The 21,585-nt window shown below is 46.9% G+C and carries 13 protein-coding genes and 2 tRNA genes; 9 read left to right on the forward strand and 6 right to left on the reverse strand.

Annotated elements, in window-relative coordinates; genetic code table 11:
- Window positions 1-256 precede the first annotated feature (256 nt).
- On the reverse strand, window positions 257-595 hold the full coding sequence (gene psb28, locus IM319_RS19425; RefSeq protein WP_002758684.1) for a photosystem II reaction center protein Psb28: 339 nt from the start codon (window positions 593-595) through the stop codon (window positions 257-259).
- 922 nt (window positions 596-1,517) lie between these two features.
- On the opposite strand from psb28, the gene IM319_RS19430 reads away from it, so the two are divergent.
- Window positions 1,518-2,528: a DUF3344 domain-containing protein gene (locus IM319_RS19430; RefSeq protein WP_287736622.1), complete on the forward strand. Its 1,011-nt coding sequence runs from the start codon at window positions 1,518-1,520 to the stop codon at window positions 2,526-2,528.
- A 236-nt stretch (window positions 2,529-2,764) separates the two neighbouring features.
- The gene (locus IM319_RS19435; RefSeq protein WP_287736623.1) at window positions 2,765-4,273 is read left to right on the forward strand and encodes a helicase C-terminal domain-containing protein; all 1,509 of its coding nucleotides are present in this window, start codon (window positions 2,765-2,767) and stop codon (window positions 4,271-4,273) included.
- A 27-nt stretch (window positions 4,274-4,300) separates the two neighbouring features.
- On the opposite strand, the gene IM319_RS19440 is transcribed toward IM319_RS19435, so the two are convergent.
- Together IM319_RS19440 and IM319_RS19445 are read right to left on the reverse strand one after the other, a co-directional pair.
- Window positions 4,301-5,848: an FAD-dependent oxidoreductase gene (locus IM319_RS19440; protein WP_287736624.1), complete on the reverse strand. Its 1,548-nt coding sequence runs from the start codon at window positions 5,846-5,848 to the stop codon at window positions 4,301-4,303.
- Window positions 5,849-6,040: 192 nt separating this feature from the next.
- On the reverse strand, window positions 6,041-6,376 hold the full coding sequence (locus tag IM319_RS19445; protein WP_286825681.1) for a hypothetical protein: 336 nt from the start codon (window positions 6,374-6,376) through the stop codon (window positions 6,041-6,043).
- Window positions 6,377-6,552: 176 nt separating this feature from the next.
- Between IM319_RS19445 and IM319_RS19450 the strand changes: the two genes are divergently transcribed.
- The 6 genes from IM319_RS19450 (at window position 6,553) to IM319_RS19475 (ending at window position 19,207) form a co-directional block, all read left to right on the forward strand.
- Window positions 6,553-8,154 carry a 2-isopropylmalate synthase gene (locus IM319_RS19450; protein WP_287683570.1) on the forward strand — a complete coding sequence of 534 codons (1,602 nt, stop codon included), beginning with the start codon at window positions 6,553-6,555 and terminating at the stop codon, window positions 8,152-8,154.
- A gap of 770 nt (window positions 8,155-8,924) precedes the next feature.
- Window positions 8,925-10,175: an RNA polymerase sigma factor RpoD gene (gene rpoD / locus IM319_RS19455; RefSeq protein WP_304392495.1), complete on the forward strand. Its 1,251-nt coding sequence runs from the start codon at window positions 8,925-8,927 to the stop codon at window positions 10,173-10,175.
- 214 nt (window positions 10,176-10,389) lie between these two features.
- The gene (rpsT, locus tag IM319_RS19460) at window positions 10,390-10,683 is read left to right on the forward strand and encodes a 30S ribosomal protein S20 (protein WP_002737368.1); all 294 of its coding nucleotides are present in this window, start codon (window positions 10,390-10,392) and stop codon (window positions 10,681-10,683) included.
- 50 nt (window positions 10,684-10,733) lie between these two features.
- A complete protein-coding gene (locus tag IM319_RS19465) occupies window positions 10,734-11,513 on the forward strand; it encodes a TatD family hydrolase (RefSeq protein WP_287736625.1) in 780 nt (259 codons plus the stop codon).
- Window positions 11,514-11,677: 164 nt separating this feature from the next.
- Window positions 11,678-14,989 (forward strand): DNA-directed RNA polymerase subunit beta, encoded by a 3,312-nt coding sequence (gene rpoB / locus IM319_RS19470; RefSeq protein WP_287684676.1) that lies wholly within the window; start codon window positions 11,678-11,680, stop codon window positions 14,987-14,989.
- Window positions 14,990-15,178: 189 nt separating this feature from the next.
- A complete protein-coding gene (locus IM319_RS19475) occupies window positions 15,179-19,207 on the forward strand; it encodes a DNA-directed RNA polymerase subunit beta' (protein WP_287736626.1) in 4,029 nt (1,342 codons plus the stop codon).
- A 189-nt stretch (window positions 19,208-19,396) separates the two neighbouring features.
- On the opposite strand, the gene IM319_RS19480 is transcribed toward IM319_RS19475, so the two are convergent.
- From IM319_RS19480 to IM319_RS19490, 3 genes are all read right to left on the reverse strand, one after another.
- Window positions 19,397-19,470 (reverse strand) — tRNA-Pro (locus tag IM319_RS19480).
- A 40-nt stretch (window positions 19,471-19,510) separates the two neighbouring features.
- Window positions 19,511-20,026 carry a GNAT family N-acetyltransferase gene (locus tag IM319_RS19485; protein WP_002736326.1) on the reverse strand — a complete coding sequence of 172 codons (516 nt, stop codon included), beginning with the start codon at window positions 20,024-20,026 and terminating at the stop codon, window positions 19,511-19,513.
- 104 nt (window positions 20,027-20,130) lie between these two features.
- Window positions 20,131-20,215: transfer RNA gene (locus IM319_RS19490), tRNA-Ser, on the reverse strand.
- 411 nt (window positions 20,216-20,626) lie between these two features.
- Between IM319_RS19490 and IM319_RS19495 the strand changes: the two genes are divergently transcribed.
- Window positions 20,627-21,388: a peptidylprolyl isomerase gene (locus IM319_RS19495; protein ID WP_286825674.1), complete on the forward strand. Its 762-nt coding sequence runs from the start codon at window positions 20,627-20,629 to the stop codon at window positions 21,386-21,388.
- Window positions 21,389-21,585 lie beyond the last annotated feature (197 nt).

Below are 21,585 nucleotides of genomic sequence, written 5' to 3' on the forward strand. Positions count from 1 at the left end.
AGACTTTTAGACTTTTTGTCAATCAAAAAGTACCAGGCATGGGAGTGATCAGGGGGAAAATTCAGGTACTTTTTCCCTGAAAATTAGGTAGTTGACCACCTGAAAATCGGTAAAACCCATCCCCCATCCCCCATCCCCCAGCCCCCAACCCCCAACCCCCACCGAAAAACTTTTTCAGCAGACCCTAAATAGGTTTTTCTTCTGATTTCTTACCTCTACCCGCATCGATCCTGAATGCGGGTTTTTTACTGGTTAATCAGGAAGATTTAGTAAATTCTAGACCGTTTTCGCTACCGTAACGTTCCATAAAACGCATAAAACGATCCCACTCTGCGGGAGAATTGAAAATAACCGTAGCTTCGATCGCTGTGGGTTTACCGTTGATGAATTTGCCTTTTACTTCCCTGGTGACGATTTCCCCTTCTTCATCAATGAGATACATCCCCGTGATTTCTTCAGTTTGTTGATCTCCTAGGATAGTCGGTTGCTCAAAATAAAATTTTGCCGATCCTTTCTCCCCCGTTTTAGTGCGACTTAAGCGGATATCGGGAACAACAGGTTCTTTTAACCCCTTGGAAAACTGAATTTCTGCCATTACTTTTCTTTATCCTTGTCATGAAATACACATTTCTAGATCATCTCACACCAAGTCGCAAGTAAAAAGCAGATGGGACAGCATAAGCTCAAAATATCAATACCAATATCATTTTTCCTTATTCGTAGTAGGCCTATCCATTAGTCATACTAAATCCTATTTAAAAGGTATAGGAGAGTGGAGCGTGGGGAGCGGGGAGCGGGGAGCAGGGAAAAACAATCCATAACTTGGGAGTTAATCACACTATTAAAAACAGATTCGGTGTCACATCTTTCTTAACACAAAATTTGACAAAAAGACAAAAGTGTGCAAAGTGGCTCAAGTTGGTTCTCTGGAGGTTCTGTCCCTTCTCAATTAAAACTTTTTATTGCGCTGACTAATTACGCCTGTTTTAGCTTACTTGTGTCCTTAAATAGTTCTTTTACTGCGTCAAATCACACAAGTCTTTGTATAAAGGTTGTACGATCATAGTCGGACTAAATTAAATTGTTGCTATTGCTTTCCGCTTCTCGTCTAGACTGTGTTGGGATTTGTCAAAGCTAATTGCAATAGTGATCTTTTGCAGCTAATGGTTTTTTAAGTCTGTTAGCACCCTATGTCTGTCCTAAATAAAAAAAATCTTAAGCTGGAAACTCTCAACCTGTCTCAAAAATACCAAAAAACAGCCTTCTGGCAGAGGGGTTGAGGGTGAGGGCAATTAACCATCTCTGTCATTACCTTTGAAAAATTTGACTTAAACAAATTATGAATAGATATGCAGTCTATTAGCAGTTATCTTAACAGTGAGATACGAAGTTTCTGGTTTTAGAGAACGGCGGAACGTCGGAATATTATCTGATCGTCCAGAAATGATGACAAATACCGCCATACTTCATCTTCATCATAAACGCTATAATCTGAAAGTTGTTACCGGCTGCCCATCATGAAAAAACTTACTTATTCATTACTCCCCCTGGGGATTACTGTTGGACTTTGCCTAAACATTACCCCTGCTTCCGCTAGTTTGATGGCAAGAAATGTCATTTCCAACGCCGCCCTTTCTATTGACGGTTTTGGACGCATCTCTAACAACGGAATTATTCAAGCCAATATACCAGCAGGTTCTACTATTCAGAGGGCTTATCTCTATGCCGCCTCCGTCTGGAATATGAGTCCAGTTTACGGAGTAACTTTTCATGGGAATGTACTTTCCCGGAATTCAGCAACTATTCTTAGTCCGAATAACAATCCCGCAGAAACTGCCCGTTGGGATGTCACCAATATCATCGCCTCCTCTTTTACGGGAGGACTCCAAGACTTTAGTATCGTTGAGAATGGGCAGAATGATGGTGCGGTTCTTGTCGTTGCCTATAGCAATTCTTCTACCCAAGGTTTAACCTCCGTTATCTTAGACGGGGAACTAAGCACCGGGGGAGACACAGTTCAGTTTGATTTTGACAGTCCTTACACTGGAGGAGATTTTCTGCTTTCACTCGCCTCTAGTTACAGCAGTCAACCGAGTGGGCAATTCACCCAGATTGACGTAACCACTAATTCGACCAATAATCGACGATTGAGCACAAGTGCAGGAGGACAGGATGACGGTGAATGGGGCGACGGAGCCTTAATGACTGTTGGGGGAATAGGTGATGACCCTACTAACCCCAACCCATTCGCTTCCTCCTCCGACCCCTCCGCTCCGAGAATCGATGATGAATACTATAACCTCGCTCTCGGCAATAGTGCTAGTGCCGCTCCTTTTATCTCACCTGGAGATACCTTCCTGACCTTAAAAACACAGAACCCAAGCGATAATGATAACGTTTTTGGAATGTTTATCACCAGTAAATTTAAGAGCACTGCCACTCCCGTCCCCGAACCATCCATGACACTGGGTATTTTCGGTATCGGTGCCATCGGTATCTTACTATCTCGTCGTGGTAAAAAATCCTAAGCTGCCCGCGAATTTAAATTGCTTGTTGAGATGAGGCAAGAGTGCCTCTTGCCTCCTACTCCCCTCTCCCAGAACGGGAGAGGGCTTGGGGGTGAGGGCAATTAACCATCTCTGCCATTACTCTTGAAAAATGGTATAGTACTAAATCGGGTTATTAAAGACTGATTATTCATTCCCCCTTTTGCATGAGTGCCTGTCCTCATGATCGATCACTGATAACCAATAACTGAGATGAGATGGTTTTATTAGAAGCAGCGGTTCATTCTTCCCTACGCGCTTTTTTACGGGAACAAGGGCGCTTTTACTGGTCTCATCATCTCACTATGGGGCGACTGGTGGCCAGAGCCTTACGCCTAAAACGTTCCTCTCTCATACAAACTGGAACTACTCTCACCCGTTATTGTCTGAGTTATCTCACCCCAGCTCTTTTAGCTGATACACCTGTTCTGGTTGTTGCCCCGGAGTCAGAAGTAAACCTACTGTTAGAAGTGGAAATCCCCCATCTGCAAGCATGGTTACAAACTCAGCGAGATATCCTCAAAAGTGATCGCTTTCCCGCTAATTTTACGGGTTTACTCCTCACCACACCCCAAAAGTGGTTAGAGGATAAATTGGGCAATCTCGGTCATTTTCCCCAGAATATCCCCACAATAATCGATCGAGCCGAAGATTTAGAAACTTGTCTAGTAGATTATCTCACCGTCACCATTACTCCCGAACAGTGGTTCGCTTTAGGGTCAGCATATCCCCAGCATAGAGAGTTTATAGACTTAATTAAAGCACAACTTAGCCAAAGTATTCTTGGTCATCCAATTAATCCCTATAATTGCTATCTTATTGATGCCAAAGAAAAAGAATATATAATTGCTCTCCTGCAACGCTTGGATCAAGACTTAGCCACTGATTCTGCTTGGCAACTTTTAGCGGCAAAAATCCCCGATCATAATTATCTCCTCTGGACATCAGTACATCGAGATCGAGAAGAATTTACCCTAAAAATCAGTCCTCTGGAAGTGGCTAGTTTTCTCAAACCAATTTGGCAGCAGCAACCCTTTGTTTTAATCGGCAGTTTTTTAGATAGCGAAAAATCCGCTAATTTATACCGTCAAAATCAGGGCATCGGAGATATTTTAACTCTAAAGTTTGCAGCTGATCGCGAAAGTGAATATATTCATTTATATCTACCCGATCGCATCAGCGCCCCCAACACACCCGAATTTCAACCGATGTTATTAAAGCAAGTGCGAGAATTAGTTAGTGCTAATCATACCAGTGAACAACCGATCGTGATCCTGATTGAAGATGTTCCCCTCAAGGCACAAATTGCCACCCAAATCGCAGCCGATTACGGTTCGCGAGTGCAAGGGGAAAAAACTGAGATTAATAATAATACTATTCTGGTTTGTGGTTGGCAATTCTGGCAAACCCATCAAGAAAAATTTCCGACTCCCAGTTTATTAATTATCGCTACTTTACCCTTACCATCCCCCGAAAATCCTCTCGTTGCTGGCAAAATTGCTTACTACAAACGACAACATCTCGACTGGTTTCGTGCCTATCTTTTACCCACAGCAGTGAGGGAAATTCAGAAATCTGTCCAGTCTCTCCGGGAGTGTCAAGGTTGTGTGGCTGTCCTCGATAATCGTGTCAATGCCCGCAGTTATGGCCGACAAATTCTCTCCGCTTTAGAACCCTATGCTAAAGTTAATTATCTCGATCAACAATTTTTTCAAGATAAAGATTAAATCAGTTATCAGTTTACTGTTCACTGATTACTGATCACTGATAAAATCTCCCCCAGAGCCATATTTCCAACTGTCTAAATAACGATGGTAAAGATATTTTTGCTTGTCGGGTAACTTTTCTAAAACAGGTTTTAAGGTGGCTGCCAAGGGATATAAACCACTATACAAAGCTAAATTAAAATAATGTCCCGTCCAATCGATAAAAGGACTGATACCTACTTGCGGAATCATCGGTAAAACTAATTGAGGATTAACCAAAGGCAAAGTTTTTGAGAGGGAAGAAAACTGCACCACATCCTGTAAAAACGGTTTTAATACCTCATCTCCCAACTTATCCATTACCCGAAAAACTCCACTCATTAAGTCATTAATTTGATTGGGATTAGGGTTAGCATCTATCTGGACACTCATGGTTTTTTGAAATAGCCACGTTACCGATATATTAGGTTGATATGGTTGTAAAAGGGCTAAATCTTCTCGGTTTAAAGCATCGATTTGTAAAGCTTCCTCGATGGCGAAAGTTAGCCTTTTTAAATGCCTGACCATTGCCCCAAAACCACCAAAACTTACCGGAGATTGACTACCGCTACTATCTCCCACTGCCAGAATTCTTGCCCAAGGCATTTTTAAAGGACTTTGACGATAGGCCGGGAAAAAACCCGCTAGAAAACGCTGAAATTTTATCGCTTCTAAATCCACCTTTTGATACTCCGGCAGTAATCTTAAATACTCCTCCATCAAAAATTCTAAACTAAAGCGATCGGGATGGGTATCGAGATAGGTAAATAAATAAGTTGTCCGACCATCCCTAGCGGGAAATGCTTCCCAAAAGTATTGACATTGGTGCAAGATTGGGGTAAAAGAATAAATCAAATCACCAGTTTCATTACTGGGAAAACCCTGACCGCAACTACCCACCACTAAACAAACTCCATCGGGTTTTTCTCCTTTTCTTGCCTGTTTTGCAATTGGCGAAAAATGACCCATCGCATCGATTAATAAACGGGTTTTTAAAGTTACTTCTCCCGTTTTAACCATTACTCCATCGCCATGAACAATTGCCCTGCTAAACCCCGAATTTTCTAATAACTTTCCTCCCGCTTCTAAAAACTTAGTTTTTAAAGTGTCTAGCAAATAAACCGGATCAACACCGATATTTAAAATATCTCTAACCCAAAGCTCATAACCTTGATAAAATCCCACCCTCGCAGGATTATATTCCGTCGCTATCGCTTGATTTAATTCAGCTTCTGTCAATAAATCTAACTCTAAAAAACTGCTTAATTCTAAACGTGAAATATTCCACTCCTGCTCACGACCGCGCAGAATACCTCTTTCTAATAATGCCACACGCCAGCCCCTAGTTTGCAAAGCAGCCCCGATAAAAATTCCCAAAGTTCCCCCCGCAATCACTAGATCAAAATCCGTCTCTCCTAAAAATTCTTGACTTTGATTAATTACCGTAGGAATAACTGGATTTTCTAAGCGCAAAGCTTGCCAAGCTCGATCGCTGGCTCGCAATTGTTGTAAACTCTGAGGAGATACTCGATCGAGTAAAGATGCAACTAAAGACATAATCTTATATCAGTTATCAGTTATCAGTTACCAGTTATCAGTTATCAGTTATCAGTTATCAGTTATCAGTTACCAGTTATCAGTTCACTGTTTACTGACTGATCACTGAAAAAAGCCCCCTTCTAGCCGTTTCCTAACAGCAAATACTTGCCATCTCACCATTAAGATAACTGCTATATCCAGAGGTAAAAACTATTTAGATTGGAAAAACTTTTTCCCTGCTTCAACGAGTTTATTAATATCCTTGAGAGAAACTCCGAAAATCGCTAAAACTCCCGTAAATACTAACAAAAAACCGATAAAACTATTCCGATCATAGAGGAATAAACCCACCAAAACGATAAAATAGGGAGAGAGAATTTTACTAATATTTTCAACTACAGTAACCACCTCTGGCGGGGGAGTCTCAACAAGATTAATATCAGTTTTATCCTGATCGGGTTCGAGATTTTGCTTAATCGAAAACATCACCTCCTGTAGGTCTTTTACCTCCGGTGGGTTCGGTTCTTTCGCTGGTTTGCCAAACATTGTTAACTCCCTCGCCAATTTATCTATATCCTCTATGGTAGCCAAAAAAAGGGCAAGCAGGAAAAGCGCGAGCAAGTCGAGAAATTCTCAGCGTAATTTTCCTTAACAATCCCCTCGGCCGCGGCTGCTATAATCAGAGGAACAACTCCCAAGTTCGTTAACGGTACAAAAAAACTATGAATACCAGTCCAGACCGTGTGATTATCTTCGATACCACCCTTCGAGATGGGGAACAGTCCCCGGGTGCCGCTTTAAATGTGGATGAGAAGCTAACCATAGCGCGCGCACTGGCACGACTGGGAGTTGATGTCATTGAAGCGGGTTTTCCCCACGCTAGTCCGGGGGACTTTGAAGCGGTTCAGAAAATTGCCGCCAGCGTCGGCAGCGAAGCTGATAGCCCGATTATTTGCGGATTAGCCCGGGCTACCCAAAAAGACATCAAATCTGCCGCCGATGCGCTCAGACCCGCCGCCAAGCCCAGAATTCACACCTTCCTAGCCACATCCGATATCCACCTCCAATACAAACTTAAGAAGACTCGTCAGGAAGTTCTTGAGATTGTGCCAGAAATGGTGGCCTATGCTAAATCCTTCCTTAATGATGTGGAATTTTCCCCCGAAGATGCCGGCCGCAGCGATCCGGAATTCCTCTATCAAGTCCTCGAAAGAGCGATCGCCGCAGGAGCCACCACCGTTAACATTCCCGATACCGTCGGTTACACCACCCCCAGCGAATTTGGGGCTTTAATCCGGGGAATTAAGGAAAATGTCCCCAATATCGACCAAGCGATTATCTCCGTCCATGGTCACGACGATTTAGGGTTAGCGGTGGCTAATTTCCTCGAAGCAGTTAAAAATGGCGCTCGACAGTTGGAATGTACCATTAACGGTATCGGTGAGCGCGCAGGTAATGCTTCCCTAGAAGAATTGGTGATGGCCCTTCATGTCCGGCGCTCCTATTTTAATCCTTTCCTTGGTCGTCCCCCAGAATCCACGGAACCTTTAACCAAGATCAACACCAAGGAAATCTATCGCACTTCTCGCCTAGTTTCTAATCTTACCGGCATGATCGTGCAACCGAATAAGGCGATCGTCGGTGCTAACGCTTTCGCACACGAGTCGGGAATCCATCAGGACGGGGTGTTAAAACATAAACTCACCTATGAGATTATGGATGCAGAATCGATCGGTTTAACCCATAATCAGATCGTTCTCGGTAAACTCTCCGGCCGCAACGCTTTTCGCTCTCGTTTACAGGAATTGGGTTTTGAACTTTCGGAAACGGAACTTAATAACGCTTTTATCCAGTTTAAGGAAATGGCCGATCGCAAAAAGGAAATCACCGATCGCGATCTGGAAGCGATTGTTAACGATGAAATCGATACCGTTCCCGATCACTTCCGCCTTGAATTAGTACAAGTGTCCTGTGGAAATAGCGCCCGGCCCACGGCCACGGTAACGATTCGCAATCCCGACGGTAGCGAGTTATCCGATGCGGCCATTGGTACAGGGCCAGTGGATGCTCTGTGCAAAGCGATCGATCGAGTGGTGAAGATTCCTAACGAATTAATCTCTTTCTCGGTGCGGGAAGTTACCGAGGGAATCGATGCTTTAGGAGAAGTGACTATCCGTCTCCGTTACGAAGGACGCACCTACTCCGCTCACGCGGCCGATACCGATATTATTGTCGCCTCCGCTCGCGCCTACGTCAGCGCCTTAAACCGTCTCCACGTCGCACTGCAGCAGAAGGAAAAAACCCCAGAAATGGTCCAAGTCTAGATAGGGTTTTAGGGTGTTAGGGTTTTAGGGTTTTAGTTGAAATTCCCCCACTTCCCCACCACCCCACTTCCCCCCGCAACGCGCACGCAGTGACCACCCCATCACCCCACTTCCCCACTTCCCCACCACCCCACTTCCCCCCGCAACGCGCACGCAGTGACCACCCCAATTCATAATTCATAATTCATAATTCCCACACCCCATGGCGCTGTTGGAGAAAATCTTAAATTTGTCTCGCAAATTTCTAAAATGTTGCTAAGTTAATATTATGAGCTTGCGCTCTGATTAATTATGGTGCATATGTACCAAAAAAAGATTCCCGTAAAAGCAATGAGGGATGAAATTTATCCGTAAGAATCCGATCAAATTAAATACAATGGCTAAGGACCAAAGGAATTAGCAAAGGCAAATAGGAATGCTGTTCCCCTTGCCATTGGGAACAGTTAACCCACCCCATAATTCCTTTGATTGTTAGCTATCTGGTCAACACCGCAGACAATCGGGTGATCGGATTGCAGTCCTCCAGCCATTTACCCAATTTTTGCAGGAGCCAGATTATGAGTTGACCGAGCTAAAACAGCATTCCGTGTCGCTAAAATCGCATCGACACAAGAGAATTTAAGCAAAGATCTTCTCCCATTTGTTGTAATTAAAGCTACAATCGGAAAAGTCTTTCCCCGTCTCGGATTGGAGACACAAATTCGTTCAGTATCACCTAGATTGAGATTCGATCTTCTAGTTTTGCACAGAAGGAGCAAGAGGAAAACGGCATGACGCAGGCCCACGATGTACTAACCCTTACCGAGCCGCAATTGGATTTAGATTTGATTGACCTAGACGAGGACTTCGATGATGAGGATATCGAGTTAGAGCTAGAAGAAACCAGCGATAGCAACGATGGCAAAAAAACCCGCCGCCTTGCCAGCGCTCGTCGTCGCGACGCAGCCAGAAAAAAACCCTATACGGAAGATTCGATTCGGATTTATCTGCAAGAGATCGGCAGGATTCGGTTATTGAGAGCGGAGGAGGAGATCGAATTAGCGAGAAAAATCGCCGATCTACTGAAATTAGAACGTATTCGGGAAGATTTTCGCCTCTATACCGATGCTGAATGGGGAAAACAGGTTTTCTTGTTCGAGCGCATCGAAAAAATTATCGCAGAAAAATCGGAAAAAGAACCGAAATTATCGGATATTAAGGCTTATTTAGGTAAGACGGAGCTAATGGCTCCCCTGGTGGAAGAATGGCTGGCGAAATCAAAGGAATACTTATCGGCCTTTAAGCGTCGATTGTACCATGGTCGTCGCGCTAAGGAAAAAATGGTACAATCGAACCTGCGTTTAGTGGTTTCCATCGCCAAGAAATACATGAATCGCGGTCTTTCCTTCCAAGATTTAATTCAAGAAGGTTCCCTCGGTTTGATCCGCGCCGCCGAAAAATTCGACCACGAAAAGGGTTATAAATTCTCCACCTATGCCACTTGGTGGATTCGTCAAGCCATCACCCGGGCGATCGCCGATCAATCCCGCACCATTAGACTTCCCGTCCACCTCTACGAAACCATCTCCCGGATCAAAAAAACCACCAAGATTCTTTCTCAGGAAATGCGTCGCAAACCCACCGAGGAAGAAATCGCCACCAAGATGGAGATGACCATTGAAAAACTGCGTTTTATTGCTAAATCTGCCCAATTACCTATTTCTCTAGAGACTCCCATCGGTAAAGAAGAAGATTCCCGTTTAGGAGACTTTATCGAAGCAGATGGGGAAACCCCAGAAGATGAAGTTTCTAAAAATTTATTACGCGAGGATTTAGAAAACGTCCTCGATACCCTTAGTCCTCGCGAACGCGATGTGCTGCGTCTGCGCTACGGTTTAGATGACGGCCGGATGAAAACACTCGAAGAAATCGGCCAGATTTTCAACGTCACTCGCGAGCGCATTCGTCAAATAGAAGCCAAGGCCCTGCGGAAACTGCGTCACCCCAACCGTAATAGTATCCTCAAAGAGTACATTCGTTAACTTCCCGCTCTTAAAAAACTGGCAACTGAGTCTCCTTGAGGCTCAGTTTTATCGTCAACTACACTTCCCCATCTGTGGGAACCTAATCCTGAAAATATCTCTGGGGTTGCCCCAATCTTGTCCAGAAAACTCTTGCAACAAATAGCACAGATCTGTTATTATGGTTTGTCTGTGTCCCGATTAACCATACCAGTATTGAGAACAAGAAACGACTGTGGCTAATACAAAGTCTGCACTCAAACGAGTCCAAATCTCCGAAAGAAATCGTCTACGCAACAAAGCGTACAAGTCAGCCGTAAGAACCCTGATCAAAAAATGTCTTGTCGCTGTCTCAGCCTACGGAGCCAACCCCAGCCCAGAAGGGCTAGAAAGCGCCCAACAAGCTCTATCGGAAGCTTACAGTAAAATCGATAAAGCCGTCAAGCGCAACGTCTTGCACCGGAACAACGGCGCTAGAAAAAAAGCCGGTTTAGCCAAAGCTTTGCAAAAAGTTAGCCAAGCTTCCTAAGAAACGATTAAGCTGTAATCAGGACAGACGCAACAAGCGATCGGGGGTCGATGCAATTAATAGATACGCACGTTCATTTGAACTTTGACGTTTTGCAAGCCGACTTGCCCGCTATCTCCGAACGTTGGCGAAGTGTGGGAGTCGTTCATCTGGTTCACTCCTGTGTTCAACCAGAGGAGTTTGCGGCAATTAAAGCCATTGCCGATCAATTTGGGGAAATTTCCTTCGCCGTCGGTTTACATCCCCTAGATGCCCAAAAATGGCGAGATAATAGTGCCGATCAGATCGAGACCCTAGCCCGATCTGATCGGCGCGTCGTGGCGATCGGGGAAATGGGTTTAGACTTCTATAAAGCGGATAATCAAGAGCAGCAAAAACAGGTCTTTTGGAGGCAGTTAGAAATCGCCCATCGTCTCGATAAACCCGTGATTATCCATTGTCGAGATGCAGCCCCGACAATGCGGGAGGAAATCAGCGCCTTTCGGCAACAAGTGGGCAAAATTGGCGGCGTGATGCACTGCTGGACTGGCAACCCCGAAGAAACTCAATGGTTTTTAGATTTGGGTTTTTACATCAGCTTTAGCGGCATTGTCACCTTCAAAAACAGTAAAACCGTGCAAGCTGCCGCCCAAATTGTCCCTGGCGATCGCATCCTGATCGAAACCGATTGCCCCTTTCTCTCACCCAATCCCCACCGCGGTAAACCTTGCGAACCCTCTTTCGTCTTCCATGTGGCCGAAACCGTCGCCCGTCTGCGCGGCTATCCGGTCGAAACCTTAGCCGAACAAACCACCCAGAACGCCCGCAACTTATTTCAACTCCCCAGTTAAAAAACATAGTTTATTAGCACAGAGCAGGGGACGGGGAAATGGGGAAATGGGGGAATTCAACTAAAACCCTAAAACCCTAACATCCAACACCCAACCCCTAAAAACCCCGATCTCCGAGAGCAATTCCCCACCGTCGCTATCGTGTCATCAGCCCTTGTAACCCTATGAACAATCTTACCTTTAACCTCTTACCCGACCTCATCGAAATCCAACACTCCAGTTTTCGGTGGTTTTTGGAAGAAGGACTAATCGAGGAACTGAATAGCTTTTCCCCCATCAGCGACTATACAGGTAAATTAGAACTACATTTCCTCGGGCAGGACTACAGACTCAAAGAACCGAAATACAACGTCGATGAAGCCAAACGACGCGATAGCACCTATTCCGTTCAGATGTACGTTCCCACCCGTTTAATCAACAAAGAAACGGGAGAAAACATCGAACAGGAAGTCTTTATCGGCGATTTACCCCTGATGACCGAACGGGGAACCTTTATTATTAACGGGGCCGAACGAGTCATCGTCAATCAGATCGTCCGTTCCCCCGGTGTTTACTACAAAGCCGAAATCGACAAAAACGGTCGCCGTACCTACTCCGCTTCCCTGATTCCCAACCGAGGAGCTTGGTTAAAATTTGAAACCGACAAAAACGGCTTAGTCTGGGTCAGAATCGACAAAACCCGCAAATTATCCGCCCAAGTTCTCCTGAAAGCGATCGGATTGAGCGATAACGAAATCTTTGACTCCCTACGCCATCCCGAATTCTACCAAAAAACCCTCGACAAAGAAGGCAATCCCACCGAAGAAGAGGCACTCCTCGACCTGTACCGCAAACTACGCCCCGGGGAACCTCCCACAGTCACCGGCGGACAACAACTGCTCGAATCGCGCTTTTTTGACAATAAACGCTACGATCTCGGGCGCGTTGGTCGTTATAAACTCAACAAAAAACTACGCCTCAACGTCCCCGATAACCAGCGCGTTCTCACCACCACCGACATTTTATCGGCGATCGACTACCTAATTAACCTCGAATTTGACATCGGCAACACCGACGACATCGACCACCTCGGCAACCGTCGCGTCCGTTCCGTGGGTGAACTGCTCCAAAACCAAGTGCGCGTGGGTTTAAACCGCTTAGAAAGAATCATTCGGGAACGGATGACCGTCAGCGAATCCCAAAACCTCACCCCCGCTTCCCTAGTCAACCCGAAACCCCTAGTAGCGGCGATTAAAGAATTCTTTGGTTCCTCGCAACTCTCCCAGTTCATGGATCAAACCAATCCCCTAGCGGAATTGACCCATAAACGCCGCATTTCCGCCCTCGGCCCCGGCGGTCTCACCCGGGAACGGGCCGGTTTTGCCGTGCGCGACATCCACCCCTCCCACCACGGTCGCATTTGTCCGGTGGAAACCCCAGAAGGTCCCAACGCCGGTTTAATCGGTTCCCTGGCCACCTACGCTCGCGTCAACGACTACGGTTTTATTGAAACCCCCTGTTATGTCGTGGAAAATGGCCGAGTACGCTATGATCTCCCCGTTAAATACCTAACCGCCGACGAAGAAGACGATCTGCGGGTAGCACCGGGAGACGTGGCCACCGATGAAAATGGTTATATCCTCGGCGAAACTATCCCGGTGCGCTATCGGCAGGAATTCTCCACCACTTCCCCCGAACAAGTGGACTACGTTTGTGTTTCCCCCGTCCAAATTGTCTCGGTGGCAACTTCCCTGATTCCCTTCCTCGAACACGACGACGCTAACCGCGCCCTCATGGGTTCTAATATGCAACGACAAGCGGTTCCCCTGCTGCGTCCCGAACGTCCCCTTGTGGGTACCGGATTGGAAGCACAGGCCGCTCGCGACTCTGGCATGGTCATCGTTTCCCGTACCAATGGGGTCGTTTCCTACGTCGATGCTAACCGGATTCGCATCAAAGTGGCGGATGAAGACAAAGAGATTTTCGGCAAGAGCGAGATCGAGTACGAAATTCAGAAATATCAACGCTCTAACCAAGATACCTGCTTAAATCAGCGTCCTTTAGTCTATCAAGGGGAACAGGTTGTCCCTGGGCAGATCCTCGCCGATGGTTCCGCCACCGAAGGAGGAGAAATCGCCCTCGGACAGAATATCCTCGTCGCCTATATGCCCTGGGAAGGCTATAACTACGAAGATGCGATTTTAATCAGTGAAAGACTGGTGGCACAAGACACCTACACCAGCATCCACATCGAAAAATACGAAATCGAAGCCCGTCAAACTAAACTTGGACCAGAGGAAATCACCAGGGAAATTCCCAACGTCGGTGAAGATGCCCTGCGAAACCTTGATGAACGCGGCATTATTCGCATCGGTGCTTGGGTAGAAGCAAGCGATATCCTCGTCGGGAAAGTCACCCCGAAAGGCGAATCAGACCAACCCCCCGAAGAAAAACTACTGCGGGCGATTTTCGGCGAAAAGGCACGGGATGTACGGGATAACTCCCTACGCGTCCCCAACGGCGAAAAAGGCCGGGTAGTAGATGTGCGGGTATTTACCCGCGAACAGGGGGATGAATTACCCCCCGGGGCCAATATGGTGGTGCGGGTTTACGTTGCCCAAAAACGCAAAATCCAAGTGGGCGATAAAATGGCGGGTCGTCACGGCAATAAAGGGATTATTTCTCGCATTCTGCCCCTAGAAGATATGCCCTACCTCCCCGATGGTCGTCCCGTCGATATCGTTCTCAATCCCCTGGGGGTTCCCAGTCGCATGAACGTCGGTCAGGTGTTTGAATGTTTACTGGGTTGGGCCGGCGAAAATCTAGGCGTACGCTTTAAGATTACTCCCTTTGACGAAATGTACGGGGAAGAAGCCAGCCGTTTAACCGTCCACGGATTGCTAGAAAGTGCCTCGAAAAAACCCAATCGCGATTGGGTGTTCAAGGAAGAACACGCCGGCAAAGTCACCGTTTACGATGGTCGCACCGGGGAACCCTTTGACCGTCCCGTTACCGTCGGTATGGCCTATATGTTAAAACTGGTTCACCTGGTTGATGATAAAATTCACGCCCGTTCTACCGGTCCCTACTCCTTGGTTACCCAGCAACCCTTGGGCGGTAAAGCTCAACAGGGGGGTCAGCGCTTCGGAGAAATGGAAGTGTGGGCCCTAGAGGCCTACGGGGCGGCCTATACCTTGCAGGAATTGCTAACGGTAAAATCCGATGATATGCAAGGACGGAATGAGGCTTTAAATGCGATCGTAAAAGGCAAGCCGATTCCCCGCCCGGGTACGCCAGAATCCTTTAAGGTTTTGATGCGAGAATTGCAATCCCTCGGCCTCGATATCGCCGTTCACAAGGTGGAAAATGCTCCCGATGGTACTTCCCGTGATGTGGAGGTGGATCTGATGGTCGATGTCGGTCGTCGCGCCCCCTCTCGCCCCACCTACGAATCCTTAACCACGGAAGACCTTGAAGAAGAAGAATCGGAAGTGTAATTTCAGTGATCAGTGAGGGGTTAGGTGATGGGGAAATGGGGAAATGGGGAAATGGGGGAATTCAACTAAAACCCCAACACCCTAAAACCCTAAAACCCCAACACCCCACACCTAACCCCTATAACCAATCTTGTTACTGTTCACCGATGGCTGATAGCTAATAGCTGTTTAATTATTACTGGGATCGAGATGTTTTATAACCAAACTGTTGACAAAGGAAAACTGAAAAAACTGATCGCTTGGGCCTATCAAAACTACGGTTCGGCGCGCTGTTCACAAATGGCCGATGAATTGAAAAACCTCGGGTTTCGTTTCGCTACCAAAGCAGGGGTTTCCATTAGTGTGGATGATTTAACCGTACCGCCGGCTAAACGACAGATGATCGAAAGTGCCGAACAGGAAATCCGGCAAACCGAACAGCGTTATGTGCGCGGGGAAATCACCGAAGTGGAACGCTTCCAAAAAGTAATCGACACTTGGAATAGTACATCCGAATCACTTAAAGATGAAGTAATTCGCAACTTCCAAGTTACCGATCCCCTCAACTCCGTCTATATGATGGCTTTCTCCGGGGCGCGGGGTAATATGAGCCAAGTGCGTCAGTTAGTCGGAATGCGGGGATTAATGGCTAATCCCCAGGGGGAAATTATTGACCTCCCGATTAAGACTAACTTCCGGGAAGGATTGACCGTTACCGAATACGTTATTTCCTCCTACGGGGCGCGCAAAGGGTTAGTTGATACAGCCCTACGGACGGCAGATTCCGGTTATCTGACCCGTCGTCTCGTCGATGTGTCCCAAGATGTCATCGTCCGCGAGGCAGATTGTGGCACCAATCGTTACATCGAATTAACCGCCATGACCGATGGCGATCGCGTGTTAATTCCCTTAAGCGATCGCTTATTAGGTCGTTCCTTGGCCGAAGATGTGGTGGTCAATGGAGAAGTGATCGCCACCCGCAACCAGATTATCGATGACGAAACCGCCGAAAAACTCGGCCGACTCGTCGATAAAATCAAAGTCCGCAGCCCCTTAACCTGTGAAGCAGCCCGCTCGGTTTGTCAAACCTGTTACGGTTGGAGTCTGGCCCACGGTCATCCGGTGGATATGGGGGAAGCAGTGGGGATTATTGCCGCCCAATCGATCGGGGAACCGGGGACTCAGTTAACCATGCGTACCTTCCACACTGGGGGCGTATTTACCGGAGAAGTAGCCCGGCAAGTGCGGAGTCCCTTCGAGGGAACCGTGCGTTTTCTGCCGGGGTTAAGTATCCGTAACGTGCGAACTCGCCACGGAGATGAACGGGATCAGGTGGAGGCCCCGGGGGAAATTAAATTAACACCCAAGGATAAAACCAAAGAAACCGTCACCTACTCTTTGACTCCGGGATCGCTGCTATTCGTCACCGATGGGGCAACAGTAAGCGAGGAACAGTTACTAGCGGAAATTACCTCCGATAAAGTCCAAAAATCCACGGAAAAAGCCACAAAAGACGTAACCAGTGACTTAGCCGGCGAGGTGCTATTCTCCCAATTAGTCCCAGAGGAAAAAACCGATCGCCAAGGCAACACCACCCGCATCGCCCAACGGGGGGGATTATTATGGATTCTCTCCGGAGAAGTGTATAACTTGCCAACCGGGGCCGAACCCGTGGTCAGTAACGGCGATACAGTACAAGTGGGGGATGTGCTCGCGGAAACTAAGCTGGTATCCACTAACGGCGGTTTGGTGCGTTTAGCCCCCAATAGCCGGGAAATCGATATCGTCACCGCTTCCGTGTCCTTGGATCAGGCCGAAGTAAAAGTAGAAAGTAGTGCCGGTCGGGAACAATTTATTATTCATACGGCCGATGGTCAACGCTTCCTGCTGAAAACCACTCCGGGGACAAAAGTACAGAATCATGCCATTGTCGCCGAGTTAATCGACGATCGCTATCAAACCCACACCGGCGGCATGATTAAATACGTCGATATCGAAGTCTCCAAAGGCAGCCGCAAACAGGGTTATGAAATCACCAAAGGCGGCACGATCCTCTGGATTCCCGAAGAAACCCACGAAGTCAATAAAGATATCTCCCTCTTACAGGTGGAAGATGGGCAGTATGTGGAAGCAGGGGAAGAAGTGGTTAAAGACATCTTCTGTAACTCTAGCGGTGTGGTGGAAGTCATCCAGAAAAATGACATCCTCCGGGAGATTATTGTCAAACCAGGGCTGTTATTTATGGATATCGAACCGGAATCCTCCGGAATTGCCCAAGAACAGTTAATTTACCCAGGGACACAGTTAACTCCTGAAGTCACGATCGAGGAGTTACGGCAAGCGGAATGGGTGGAAACTAACGAGGGTTTGGGATTACTGCTGCGACCAGTACAGGAGTTCACCGTAGAGGACCAATCCACTTCTCCCACACAAGGTTCCGCTAACCAAGAAGGAGGACGACATATCGAACTGCGATCGGTGCAGCGCATTTTCTTTAAAGACGGGGAAAGAGTTAAATCCGTCGAGGGTTGTCAACTGATCAGCACCCAATTAGTCCTAGAAATTTCTAGCGAAGAACCAGAATCGGTCTCCCATCTGACGGCCGATATCGAGTTAGAACCGATCCCGCAGGGAGCCGCGAAGCGGTGCGAGGACAGCGATTGTCAGCGTTTACAGTTAGTTATTCTCGAATCTCTGGTGCTGCGTCGAGATAGTGATAATGATCCTTTAGGGGGTAATATTCAGACTCGCGTTCTCGTCCAAGATGGCGATGAAATTCCACCGGGGGCAGTGGTGGCCCGGACCGAAATCCAGTGTAAGGAAGCTGGGGAAATTCGCGGGATTCGCAAGGGCAGCGAAGCGGTACGCCGTCTTTTAATTGTCAGTGACCGTGACGAGTTTATTCTCCCGCTCGCTGTTGCTCCCACCGTCAAAGCCGGGGATCTGGTAATCGCCGAAGCTGAGATCGCTGCTGGAGTTTTAGCCCCCAATTCCGGTCAAGTGCTGGCCGTTGACCAAACCACCACCGGCTATGAAATCCGTTTGCGTAAAGCCCGACCCTACCGAGTATCGTCCGGGGCAATTCTGCATATCGATGAGGGGGATTTAGTCCAACGGGGCGATAATTTGGTGCTGTTGGTGTTTGAGCGCTCGAAAACTGGGGATATCATTCAAGGTTTGCCGAGAATCGAAGAACTGCTCGAAGCCCGCAAACCGAAAGAGGCCTGTGTCCTGGCACGCAAACCGGGAGTTTGTCAAGTGGAGTACCAAGATTCTGAGATCGTCGATATTAAGGTGGTCGAGGATGACGGCACGATCAGTGAATATCCGCTTTTAGGCAGTCAAAACCCTCTGGTGAGCGATAATCAGCGTATCGATGTGGGTCAGGCGTTAACCGATGGTCAGGCTAATCCCCACGAGATTTTAGAGGTGTTCTTTAATTATTATGTGGATAGCTTGGGCAGTTACGAGGCAGCCCTGAAAGCTTTGGAAAAAACCCAGATGTTCCTCGTTGATCAGGTACAGTCGGTCTATCAATCCCAAGGGATCGATATTGCCGATAAACATATTGAAGTGATCGTGCGTCAGATGACCTCTAAGGTGCGGATCGATGACGGTGGCGATACCAGTATGTTACCTGGGGAATTGTTGGAACTGCGACAGGTGGAGACGGTAAACGAAGCCATGTCGATCACCGGTGGGGCGGCGGCTAAATATACGCCTGTACTACTGGGGATCACCAAAGCTTCCTTGAATACCGATAGCTTTATCAGTGCCGCCTCCTTCCAAGAAACCACCCGCGTCCTCACCGAAGCGGCGATCGAAGGCAAGTCCGACTGGTTACGGGGTCTCAAGGAAAACGTGATTATCGGTCGTCTGATTCCGGCGGGTACTGGCTTCAATTCCCACGAAAACATGGCGGGGATCAGCGATTACACCCCCCCAGAGGAGGAATATAACTACAACAATCGTAGCTATTATGCTCCCCCCGGCGGCCTCGGCTTGCCCCCTCGTCCCGGTTTCGGCGATAGTAGTGAGGATAGCGATATGATTCTTGACGATCAAACCGCTCGCGCCTACGCTGAGGGTGATGTGGTCGATTTAGAGGATGATGAGATGGCTTTCCTCTCTTCCCGCGGCAGCAGTCGCTTTAGTCGCCAACCTATCAGCGATCGCTGGTCAGAACCGGATGAGGAAGGGGGAGAGGACGATTTCGAGGAGGATTACGAAGAAGAATAATCGTCTGTGGAGATATTACAAGGAGGAGTGGCAGGAAAAACCCCTGTTATTTCCCAAAAACCTCCTCCTTCTCTCCCAAAACTCCCTAATTTTCTGGCTAACTCACCTCAGTTTGGCAATAAAAGAAGGCAGCCTTTCCTGTCAACCGGAAAGGAGACAAAGTTAAGATTTTAATAATTTTCTCTCAAGTCGGGATGACAGGATTTGAACCTGCGGCATCCTGCTCCCAAAGCAGGCGCGCTACCAAGCTGCGCTACATCCCGAAATAAACTCCTTTTTTAGTATAGCCTAAGAGCCGCATTCTTAATCGGGATACCAAAACATACCTTTGATCCCTTCGGGATCGAGAACAAAACCGAGACGACGATAGAAATCCACCACCTGCGGATCGGCGAAAAGAGTTATATTACTGATGTCCTCACCCCGCAACTTCCTGATCATAAATTTCATTAATGCTTTACCAAAGCCTTTACTTTGATAGTGAGGATGAACAACCACATCCCAGACTGTAGCATTAAAAGCGTGATCGGAAGTGGCACGGGCAAAACCCACTAAACGACGGCGATTACCTCGCACTTCCCACATCGACACCACTAAAAAACTACATTCGATCGCCTTTTTAACTTTGCGTAAAGGACGACGGGCCCAACCTACCGAGTCACAAAGTTCTTCTAACTCATATAGATCTAGCTCTCGATCGGTACTAAAAAACACTCGCGTCTGTCCGAGGTCATTCTGGGCAACCTCTACCAAGTCTCCCGAATAGTCAGGAGATGCAGTGACTTCCGAGCTATTAAACAATCTTTTCCAAAAAACCATGCCGGGGGGCTACTGCCTCAATATTATCTTTTTAGCCTAGTATATTTTATTTTCCCCTGTCTACGAACAATCGGGCAACCTGAGTCCAAATTTGATTTTGAGTACGGAGAGGGTGGGATTTGAACCCACGAACCATTGCTGGTTACTCGATTTCAAGTCGAGCGCGATCGACCACTCTGCCACCTCTCCAAGGCAGCCAGACCTATATCTTATCATTAGATCTATTGCATAAATCAAAAAATTTTCTGCCCATGTAGGGAAAAGAGGTGCATATTATCGGGTTAAAGGTTAAAATTTCCTCCTTCCCCGACTTCTGCAAGAAGTCTATTTTAGTCAATTGGGGGCGCAATTAGGGCTTTCTGAGCAGGATTTTTGGGGGCCGATCGGCCAGAGCTGGACCACTTCCCCTCACCACCCCCGTCAAGATGACCGACTTATTTCTTTAATTTCTGTAATTTTCGGCTTTCACGGGGAAAACTAAAATTAAAATAGGGGGGAGTGCCCTAAAATTGCTGTTTTGACGTATAATCACCTCAATAAAATTTAGAAGCTCCTAGAGTTGATAGTTTTAAACATTTCTGAGAGGAAAATGTATTTATTATGAGTTCAATTATTGAAATCGGCGACCAAAAAATTAACCAGTCACAGGTCTTGCCTCTTTTGGCAAAATATGGTATGTTACCCCAGTTAATCCGGGAAGTAATTATCGAGCAAGCGATCGCCAATATCACCTGCAATCCCGAAGAAAGAAACGCGGCCTATTCCCGTTTCTATCAAAATAATCAAATTGCCAACGATGAGCAAATGAAATCTTGGTTACAACAAAACGGGATGGATTCCGAGCAACTAGAATATCTAATTCTTCGGGACATTAAATTGGAAAAATTTAAACAGGAGACTTGGGATAACAAAGTAGAATCCTACTTCTTGCAAGTCAAAAATCAATTGGATAAGGTGGTTTATTCCCTGATTCGGACAAAAAATATCGGCATTGCCCAGGAACTATTTTTCCGGATACAGGATCGAGAAAATACCTTCGCTGAACTAGCTAAAAAATACTCCCAGGGAGCAGAAGCGGAAACCGGAGGACTAATCGGACCGGTGGAACTGAGCGCCCCCCATCCCCAGATCGGGCAAATTCTCCAGGCAAGTAAACCGGGGCAACTGTGGCCACCGACGCAAGTGGGAGAATGGGTCGTGATTGTCCGACTGGAAAAATATTTATCCTGTGAACTGGATCCTCCCACCCGTCAACGCTTACGCAATGATTTATTCCAACAATGGTTAACGGCTCAAATGCAAACAGTGAAATTTATCTCCGAATCAAACCCAGTCAATAGCGAGCAGGTATCGATTATATAGCATTTCCTTGCAACACTGGGTAAACCTAGTCTTTTCGCCTAATTAGGGTTTGCTGGATAAATCTAAAAACATTGTTCGATAAGACTTTTAGACTTTTTGTCAATCAAAAAGTGCCAGCGATTGGAGTGATTGGGGGGAAAATTCCGGGACTTTTTCCCTGAAAATTAGGTAATTGACCACCTGAAAATCGGTAAAAC

It is taken from the genome of Microcystis sp. M113S1, assembly GCF_020246945.1.
Lineage (GTDB): Bacteria > Cyanobacteriota > Cyanobacteriia > Cyanobacteriales > Microcystaceae > Microcystis.

Excerpts from the sequence above, each read along its gene's own strand:
- psb28 (WP_002758684.1), bottom strand. The coding sequence starts at position 595 with ATGGCAGAAATTCAGTTTTCCAAGGGGTTAAAAGAACCTGTTGTTCCC.
- IM319_RS19430 (WP_287736622.1), top strand. The coding sequence starts at position 1,518 with ATGAAAAAACTTACTTATTCATTACTCCCCCTGGGGATTACTGTTGGA.
- IM319_RS19465 (WP_287736625.1), top strand. The coding sequence starts at position 10,734 with ATGCAATTAATAGATACGCACGTTCATTTGAACTTTGACGTTTTGCAA.
- IM319_RS19485 (WP_002736326.1), bottom strand. The coding sequence starts at position 20,026 with ATGGTTTTTTGGAAAAGATTGTTTAATAGCTCGGAAGTCACTGCATCT.
- rpoB (WP_287684676.1), top strand. The coding sequence starts at position 11,678 with ATGAACAATCTTACCTTTAACCTCTTACCCGACCTCATCGAAATCCAA.
- IM319_RS19495 (WP_286825674.1), top strand. The coding sequence starts at position 20,627 with ATGAGTTCAATTATTGAAATCGGCGACCAAAAAATTAACCAGTCACAG.
- rpoD (WP_304392495.1), top strand. The coding sequence starts at position 8,925 with ATGACGCAGGCCCACGATGTACTAACCCTTACCGAGCCGCAATTGGAT.
- IM319_RS19445 (WP_286825681.1), bottom strand. The coding sequence starts at position 6,376 with ATGTTTGGCAAACCAGCGAAAGAACCGAACCCACCGGAGGTAAAAGAC.
- IM319_RS19435 (WP_287736623.1), top strand. The coding sequence starts at position 2,765 with ATGGTTTTATTAGAAGCAGCGGTTCATTCTTCCCTACGCGCTTTTTTA.
- IM319_RS19440 (WP_287736624.1), bottom strand. The coding sequence starts at position 5,848 with ATGTCTTTAGTTGCATCTTTACTCGATCGAGTATCTCCTCAGAGTTTA.
- IM319_RS19475 (WP_287736626.1), top strand. The coding sequence starts at position 15,179 with ATGTTTTATAACCAAACTGTTGACAAAGGAAAACTGAAAAAACTGATC.
- IM319_RS19450 (WP_287683570.1), top strand. The coding sequence starts at position 6,553 with ATGAATACCAGTCCAGACCGTGTGATTATCTTCGATACCACCCTTCGA.